This window comes from Paraburkholderia sp. SIMBA_027 (assembly GCF_046535315.1).
Classification (GTDB): domain Bacteria; phylum Pseudomonadota; class Gammaproteobacteria; order Burkholderiales; family Burkholderiaceae; genus Paraburkholderia; species Paraburkholderia tropica.
In genome coordinates, this window is record NZ_JAWRWY010001443.1 from 1 (window position 1) to 242 (window position 242).

General features: G+C 66.1%; 1 protein-coding gene. It reads right to left on the bottom strand.

Annotated elements, in window-relative coordinates; genetic code table 11:
• Window positions 1–242, bottom strand: a 242-nt coding sequence (locus SB764_RS43955; protein WP_410867307.1) for a hypothetical protein, incomplete at both ends; no start/stop codon positions are given.

Genomic DNA, 242 nt, shown 5'->3' on the forward strand with positions numbered 1-242 from the left:
GAGGCTGCCTCGGTGGCACTGTCCTTGACGTTCTGCATGGCGTCCTGGGCAGGTTCCTTCAGGTGTTCGGCCACTTCCTGCGCGGCGTGGCTGATTTCCTCAGTCAACGGCTGGGCCGCATCCTTCAGTGCCTGGGCTGCCTCGCGCTCCTTCTCCGACGGCGGGAAGAGCGCCGAGACAAGGAGGCCTGCGCCGAAAGCAATGAGGCCTGCAGCGATCGGGCTGCCCTGCGCTTTGCGGGT